The 7,215-nt window shown below is 33.0% G+C and carries 7 protein-coding genes; all 7 read left to right on the top strand.

What is annotated here, in order from left to right; all coding sequences use genetic code 11:
- Positions 1-1,569 (top strand): pyruvate dehydrogenase complex dihydrolipoamide acetyltransferase (locus B2U95_RS16020; RefSeq protein WP_296317934.1); only part of this gene is annotated, 1,569 nt, incomplete at its 5' end.
- A 154-nt stretch (positions 1,570-1,723) separates the two neighbouring features.
- A complete protein-coding gene (locus tag B2U95_RS16015) occupies positions 1,724-2,458 on the top strand; it encodes a hypothetical protein (RefSeq protein ID WP_296317932.1) in 735 nt (244 codons plus the stop codon).
- 87 nt (positions 2,459-2,545) lie between these two features.
- Positions 2,546-3,568 carry a M28 family metallopeptidase gene (locus B2U95_RS16010; protein WP_296317930.1) on the top strand — a complete coding sequence of 341 codons (1,023 nt, stop codon included), beginning with the start codon at positions 2,546-2,548 and terminating at the stop codon, positions 3,566-3,568.
- Positions 3,561-4,244, top strand: a complete 684-nt coding sequence (locus tag B2U95_RS16005; RefSeq protein ID WP_296317928.1) for an SDR family NAD(P)-dependent oxidoreductase — start codon at positions 3,561-3,563, stop codon at positions 4,242-4,244. Before B2U95_RS16010 ends, B2U95_RS16005 begins: the two co-directional genes overlap by 8 nt.
- A gap of 45 nt (positions 4,245-4,289) precedes the next feature.
- A complete protein-coding gene (locus tag B2U95_RS16000) occupies positions 4,290-4,886 on the top strand; it encodes a SprT-like domain-containing protein (RefSeq protein ID WP_296317927.1) in 597 nt (198 codons plus the stop codon).
- Positions 4,887-4,901: 15 nt separating this feature from the next.
- Positions 4,902-5,990, top strand: coding sequence for a mannose-1-phosphate guanylyltransferase (locus tag B2U95_RS15995; RefSeq protein WP_296317936.1), 1,089 nt, complete (start codon positions 4,902-4,904; stop codon positions 5,988-5,990).
- Positions 5,991-5,992: 2 nt separating this feature from the next.
- Positions 5,993-7,215: DUF389 domain-containing protein (locus B2U95_RS15990; RefSeq protein WP_296317926.1), on the top strand; the 1,223-nt coding region annotated here is incomplete at its 3' end.

Raw genomic sequence — 7,215 nt, 5'->3', positions numbered from 1 at the left:
ACTGTAGCTTCTTGGTTGAAAAAGGTAGGAGATAAAATTGAAGAAGGGGACATTTTAGCTGAGATTGAAACAGATAAGGCAACTATGGAGTTTGAATCTTTTAATGAAGGTTTTTTGCTTCATATTGGTATAGAAGAAGGTGGAACTGCTAAAGTAGATACACTTTTAGCAATCATAGGCGAAGAAGGTGAAGATATTTCTGATTTATTAAATGGAAGTGATTCTGAAGAGGTAAAAGAAGACAGTATTGATGTCGTAGCTGTTAGCGAGGCTGAAGAGTCTTCTGAAAGTGAAGTAGGTTTACCAGAAGGAGTTATCGTAGTCACCATGCCACGTTTAAGTGATACAATGGAAGAAGGGACTGTGGCGACATGGTTAAAGAACATTGGTGACGCCATTGAAGAAGGTGATATTTTAGCTGAGATAGAGACTGATAAAGCGACTATGGAGTTTGAATCTTTCCAATCAGGTACTTTATTATACATAGGGTTAAACGAAGGTGATTCTGCAAAAGTAGACGCATTATTGGCTATTATAGGGCCTGCAGGAACAGATATTTCTAATATAGCAAAGAACTTTAAAGTTGGTGTTGAAGCTCCGGAAGACGTGAAATCAGAACCTAAAAAAGAAACTCATAAAGTAAATTTACCAAAAGAATCTGAATCAGTATCCAAGCCAACAGTTGTTGTGACTACTTCAACTTCAAACGGTAGAATTTTCGCATCTCCTTTAGCTAAGAAAATGGCTGAAGAAAAAGGAATTAATTTAGCTCAAGTAAACGGTTCTGGTGAAAATGGACGTATTGTAAAGAAAGATATAGAAAACTTTACACCATTAGTAAGTACTCAGTCTTCTGCTCTAGTTGCTAAATTTGTGCCTTCTGGTCAAGAGGACTTTGATGAAGTACCAAACTCAAACATGCGAAAAGCAATTGCTAAGAATTTAGCGAAGTCTAAATTTTCGGCACCGCATTATTACTTAAATGTGGAGTTTGATATGGAGAATGCTATGGCATTTAGAGGTCAATATAATTCTTTACCAGATACTAAGATTTCTTATAACGATATGATTGTTAAAGCGTGTTCATTGGCATTACGTCAGCATCCACAAGTCAACTCACAATGGTTTGATGATAGAATGCAATTAAACAATCACGTACATATTGGTGTGGCTGTTGCTGTGCCAGATGGTTTATTAGTACCTGTAGTTAAATTTGCTAATGAGCAAAGCTTAACACAGATTGGTGCTGCAGTTAAAGAATACGCAGGAAAAGCTAGAAATAAAAAACTAGCTTTAGATGAAATGGAAGGGAGTACGTTTACCATTTCTAACTTAGGCATGTTTGGTATAGAAAGCTTTACATCAATAATTAATCAGCCTAACTCTGCGATTTTATCTGTTGGTGCTATTGTTTCTAAGCCAGTAGTTAAAGATGGAGCAGTTGTTCCTGGTAATACAATGAAACTAACATTAGCTTGTGATCACAGAACTGTAGACGGTGCGACAGGATCGTTATTCCTTCAAACATTGAAAGGTTATATTGAAAACCCTGTAACCATGTTGGTTTAATACATAACTGATTTGTTATTTGTTCCGATAGTTATTGGGATATTTCAGAGTCTAAAACATCTAAATCCTGTTACATTTAGTTTAAGCAGGATTTTATTTTTGGATACAATTAAAAGCATTTTACAAAAATTTATTAATCAATAATTCAATCGAAATGAAAAATTTAAAAGTAGTTGTGTTAATGGCATTTTTGTCATTGTTTATGTTAGGTAATGCACAGAAAAAGAAAGTTGCTGTTATAACATTTTACGCAGACAAAACAATTGATCTATCAGCTCTCAATGCTTCTGCCGACTTAATTGCAAAGAACACAAATTTAAGTGACGACCCTAATTTTAATTTAACAGAGCCATTAAAGAAGTTACATGCTGCTTTTTTTAGTGAATATGCAGAGAATTTTGATTTCGAATTTATTTCTGAAAAAGAAGTGTTATCTAATGCTATGTATAAAGAATTTAAGCCCACTTATGAAGAGGGAAAAGCAATTATTTCAGATATCGAAACCACGACAACTATAGAAGGTTATAATGTTATACCCCCTTTTAGACAAAATGTAAAGGATTTAAAAGCCGTAGCCGAAGACTTAGGTGTGGATGGTATAATGTTTATAAACTTAAGTTTTGGTTTTGTAAAGACAGGAGTTGGTAGTTTTGGTTACGTTAGTATCCAAGCGAGGTACAGCATGGATTTATACACAAAAGATAATAATAGTATTTTTCAGTTTAATGAAGTTGCTGGTTCACCAAAGAAAGCAGTTATGTTAAAGGGAATACCTGTTATGAGCCCAGATAAAATTCAGCCAATGTGTGAAAGTGCTGTAGATAAATTAATGAAAGATTTAAATAAGAAGGTAAAACGATTAGCTAAAAAGGCTAATAAGAAAATGTAAAAATTTTAAATAATAAAAAATGTTTTAAATCCTGTTGCACTAGTTTGAAACAGGATTTTTTTATCTTTAAACTCAAATAAAAATAACATGAAAAAAATACTTTCAATAGTAGTCATCGCATTAGTTTTAATATCGTGTGCTGTACAATTAGGAAAAGATGGTGAATCTGGTAAAGATTCAAATACAACAAGTACAGAGAAGGCTACTATTTCTCAAAGTTCCATTCAAAAGAGTATGGAGTATTTAGCTTCAGATAATTTAGAGGGAAGAGCGACAGGAAGTGAGGGTATTGAAAAAGCAGCAGTTTTTATAGAAAATTTCTTAAAAGAAAATGGTATAAAGCCTTACTTTGAAACTTATAGAGATGATTTTGAATTTACAAATAGAAGAGGAGTTAAAGAAGGAGAAGAAGCTCCTGTGATTAAAGGATTTAATGTAATCGGAGTTATTGAAGGTAATGATCCAAAACTGAAAAATGAGTTTATTATTCTAGGAGGTCATTACGATCATATTGGTTTTGGTAAAGAAGTAAATGGAGATAAAATAGCTAACGGAGCAAATGATGATGCCTCGGGTACTATCGCTGCTATGGAGTTTGGTAAATACTTTGCTAAAACTAAAACAAATAAGAGAAGTATTTTAATTACACTTTATTCTGCTGAGGAAATGGGACTTAAGGGCTCTAGTCATTTAGCTGAACGTTTAAAATCAGAAGGTTTTAACGCTTATACCATGATAAATTTTGAAATGATAGGCGTGCCAAGAGCTGAGACAGAGTCTATAGCATATATGAGTGGTTACGAGCGTTCTAATTTTGCAGAAACATTGAACAAATACGCAGGTGAGGAAGTTGTTGGTTTCTTTGATGGAGCAAAGAATATGAATCTATTTATGAGATCTGATAATTTTCCGTTTTTTAAAGAATTGAATATTCCCGCGCATGCTATTTCAACATTCGATTTTACAAATTTCGACTATTACCATCATGTAGACGATGAAGCAAGTGAAATGGATTATGAGCACATGACAAAATTTATGAATAAAATGATACCAGCGTTAGAAGGTATGATGAATGCAGCAACTAAAGAAGTCGTTTTAAAAGATGAGTAAAAATATAATTATAACAGGAACAAGCAGAGGCATAGGATTTGAACTCGTTCATCTATTTGCTAATCAAGGACACAATGTTCTAGCCTTATCGCGCAATGCAGCTCCAATAGCAAATCTTCATTTTGATAATATAGCGTCCTTTGCATTCGATTTATGTAAACAAGGCGACTATAAAAAAGTAGAAGACTTTATAAAAGAAGAATGGAAGCATGTAGATATTCTTATTAATAATGCAGGCATGATTATTAATAAACCCTTTGCGGAATCAACATTTCAAGATTTTTCTAAAGTTTATGAAACCAATGTTTTTGGAGTTTCAGAAATGACAAGACGAGTTTTGCCATTTATGAAATCTAATGGTCATGTTTTAACTATTAGTTCTATGGGTGGAATTCAAGGAAGTATGAAATTCCCAGGTCTTGCTGCATACAGTTCTAGTAAAGGAGCTGTTATAACTTTAACTGAATTACTAGCAGAAGAATATAAAGAAACGGGTCCTCAGTTTAATGTTTTAGCTTTAGGAGCTGTACAAACCGAAATGCTTAAAGAAGCTTTTCCAGATTATCAAGCTCCAACAACAGCAAAAGAGATGGCAACTTATATACAAAACTTTGCATTAACAGGTAATGCGTTTTATAACGGTAAAGTATTGCAGGTTTCTAATTCTACGCCTTAATTTTTTAAATATGAATGCGCTCTTTTTTAAAAATGCATTTAGTATATGAAAGATACTGAGCTTTTAAATTTTATACCAAGTCAAGCAATTGCACTAATAGATAATTTATTAGCTTCAGATAAGTTGGTTGTGAAAGTTAAGGGAGAACGTAAAACACGTCACGGCGATTATAGACTGTTGCCTGATGGTAAACATCAAATAACCGTTAACTCTAACTTAAACCCTTACAGTTTTTTAATTACATTAGTTCACGAGATTGCACATTTTGAAGCATATAAAACATTTGGGGGAATTATAAAACCTCACGGTAAAGAATGGAAACAAACATTTCAGCATTTAATGTTGCCATTTTTAAGACCAGATATTTTTCCATCAGAATTACTGCCACTAATGGCGCAACATTTTAAGAATCCAAAAGCGTCTAGCGACACGGACGCGCAACTCGCCTTGGCCTTAAAGCAACTCAACGAACCAAATAATAAGTCGTACGTTTTTCAAGTACCTTTGGGTCAGAGTTTTAAACTATACAATGGTAGAGTTTTTAAAAGAGGTAATAAAAGAAGAAAACGATATGAATGTGTTGAGGTGAGATCAGGAAAAACATACCTATTTAACCCAAATGCAGAAGTAGATGTTTTATAATAAAATATTGAAATGATGAATAGTAAGAATAAAAATTATTACGCCATATTAATGGCAGGAGGTGTAGGATCTCGTTTTTGGCCTGTAAGTACACAAGATTTCCCAAAACAGTTTCACGATATGTTAGGAACAGGTGATACACTTATTCAGAAAACATTTAATCGACTGGCTAATCTTATTCCAGAAGAAAATATTTTTATTTTAACCAATGAGCGTTATAACGATTTAGTTTTTGAGCAATTACCAAGTGTAACTAAGCGTCAGGTTGTTTTAGAACCAGCAATGCGAAATACCGCACCTTGTATATTATATGCATCTTTAAAAATTCAAAAAGAAAATGAAGATGCTGTTATGATAGTTGCACCTAGTGACCATTGGATAGAGGATGAACAGTCATTTTCAAACAACGTAAAAACAGCATTTGATTATTGTAAAGCAAACGATGCTTTAATGACTTTGGGTATTACACCAACATTTCCAAACACAGGATATGGATACATAGAATACGATAAATCTTCTAAGTCTGAGATTAAATCAGTTAATCAGTTTAGAGAAAAACCAGATTATACAACCGCGAAATCATTTGTAGATCAAGGAAATTTTTTATGGAATGCTGGTATATTTATGTGGAGTGTAAAAACTGTACTTGCTGTATTCAAAAATAATCAACCTGAATTGTATCGTCTTTTTGAAAGTGGCTATAGTGTTTATAATACAGAGTTTGAAGCAGATTTTATTAAAGAGAATTACGGCAAAGCCGAAAACATCTCTGTAGATTATGCAATTATGGAAAAGAGTACTAATGTTTATGTGATTCCTGCGACTTTTGATTGGAATGATTTAGGAACTTGGGGAAGTCTTTATGACAAGTTAGATAAAGATGAAAATAGCAATGCAATAGTGAATTCTAAAGTATTATTAGAGGATGCATCTGGTAATATGATAAGATCTAAAAAAGGTAAAGTCGTCGTTGTAGACGGACTAAAAGATTATATAATTGTAGATAAAGACGAAGTTTTACTTATCTTTCCTAAGGCAAAAGAACAAGATATTAAAAAAGTACTACAAAATGTAAAAGCTAATTTTGGAGAAGAATACGTTTAGATATGAGTGATGAAAGTAAATTTGATTTTTCTGAAGAAGAGCAAGAACAACAGCAACTAATTAATAAAGATAAAGCTGTTGAAGAGAAAAAAGAAGCAGTAAGGAAAGATGCGCACGGTTTATTTGCTAGTATTAAAACGTTTTTAAGTGAACTTCTAGACTTTAGGGAGGATACAGATAGAGATGCTACCATAATTGCGATAAAAGCAGATATTCCCTTTAAAGGTGCAACTGCTTGGATTTTAGTATGTTCCATTTTTGTAGCTTCAATTGGTCTTAATGCAAATTCTACAGCAGTAGTGATTGGAGCCATGTTAATTTCTCCATTAATGGGCCCAATTTTGGGCATTGGTATGTCTCTTGCAATCAACGATATTGATACGTTGAGGAAGTCATTAATAAACTTAGCAACAATGATTATATTAAGTTTATTAACGGCATTTCTATTTTTTTGGTTATTCCCTTTAAGTGAAGATACATCTGAGTTATTAGGTAGAACTAGACCCGATATTCGGGATGTTCTAATTGCCTTTTTTGGTGGTTTAGCCCTAATCATTGCGCGCACAAAGAAGGGAACGATAGCCTCAGTTATTTTTGGTGTTGCTATTGCTACGGCTTTAATGCCTCCATTATGTACAGCAGGATATGGTTTAGCGAAAGGCAATTGGGCATTTTTCGGAGGTGCAATGTACTTATTTACTATTAATACGATTTTTATTGCGTTAGCTACATTTTTAGTGCTAAGAGTCTTACGTTTCCCTATGCTAAAGTATGCTAATTCTGCAAAAAGAAAATTTATATCTAGAATTGCAACATTGACTGCGATAGTGGTAATGATTCCTGCTATATGGACCTTTTTAACCGTGTTGCAAGAAAGTAAATATAAAAGAGAATTTGATAGTTTTGTTAAAAATAATATTGAGAACAACTCCAATCTGTGGTATGATAGAAGGGATAATGATTTAGATCCAGATAAGAAAATAATCAATTTACATTTTAATGGTGATGTTAGTGATGAGATGGTTTCATCCTTACAGAATGATAAAGATAAATACGAGGATCTTATGGATTTTGAATTGATTATCAATGCCAACAAAACAAGAAGTGCGGACCGATTGACACAATCATTGGATAGAGCATATACTGATTTGGATCGTAAAGATAATGTCATTGATGGACTTCAAAAACAAATTACAGAACTAGAAATTAATATCACAAATCTTAA

Origin of the sequence: Winogradskyella sp. UBA3174 (assembly GCF_002364335.1) — a bacterium.
Lineage (GTDB): Bacteria > Bacteroidota > Bacteroidia > Flavobacteriales > Flavobacteriaceae > Winogradskyella.
Note: the sequence above shows the minus strand (reverse complement) of the source record. Positions and strands in the feature narration are given on the sequence as shown.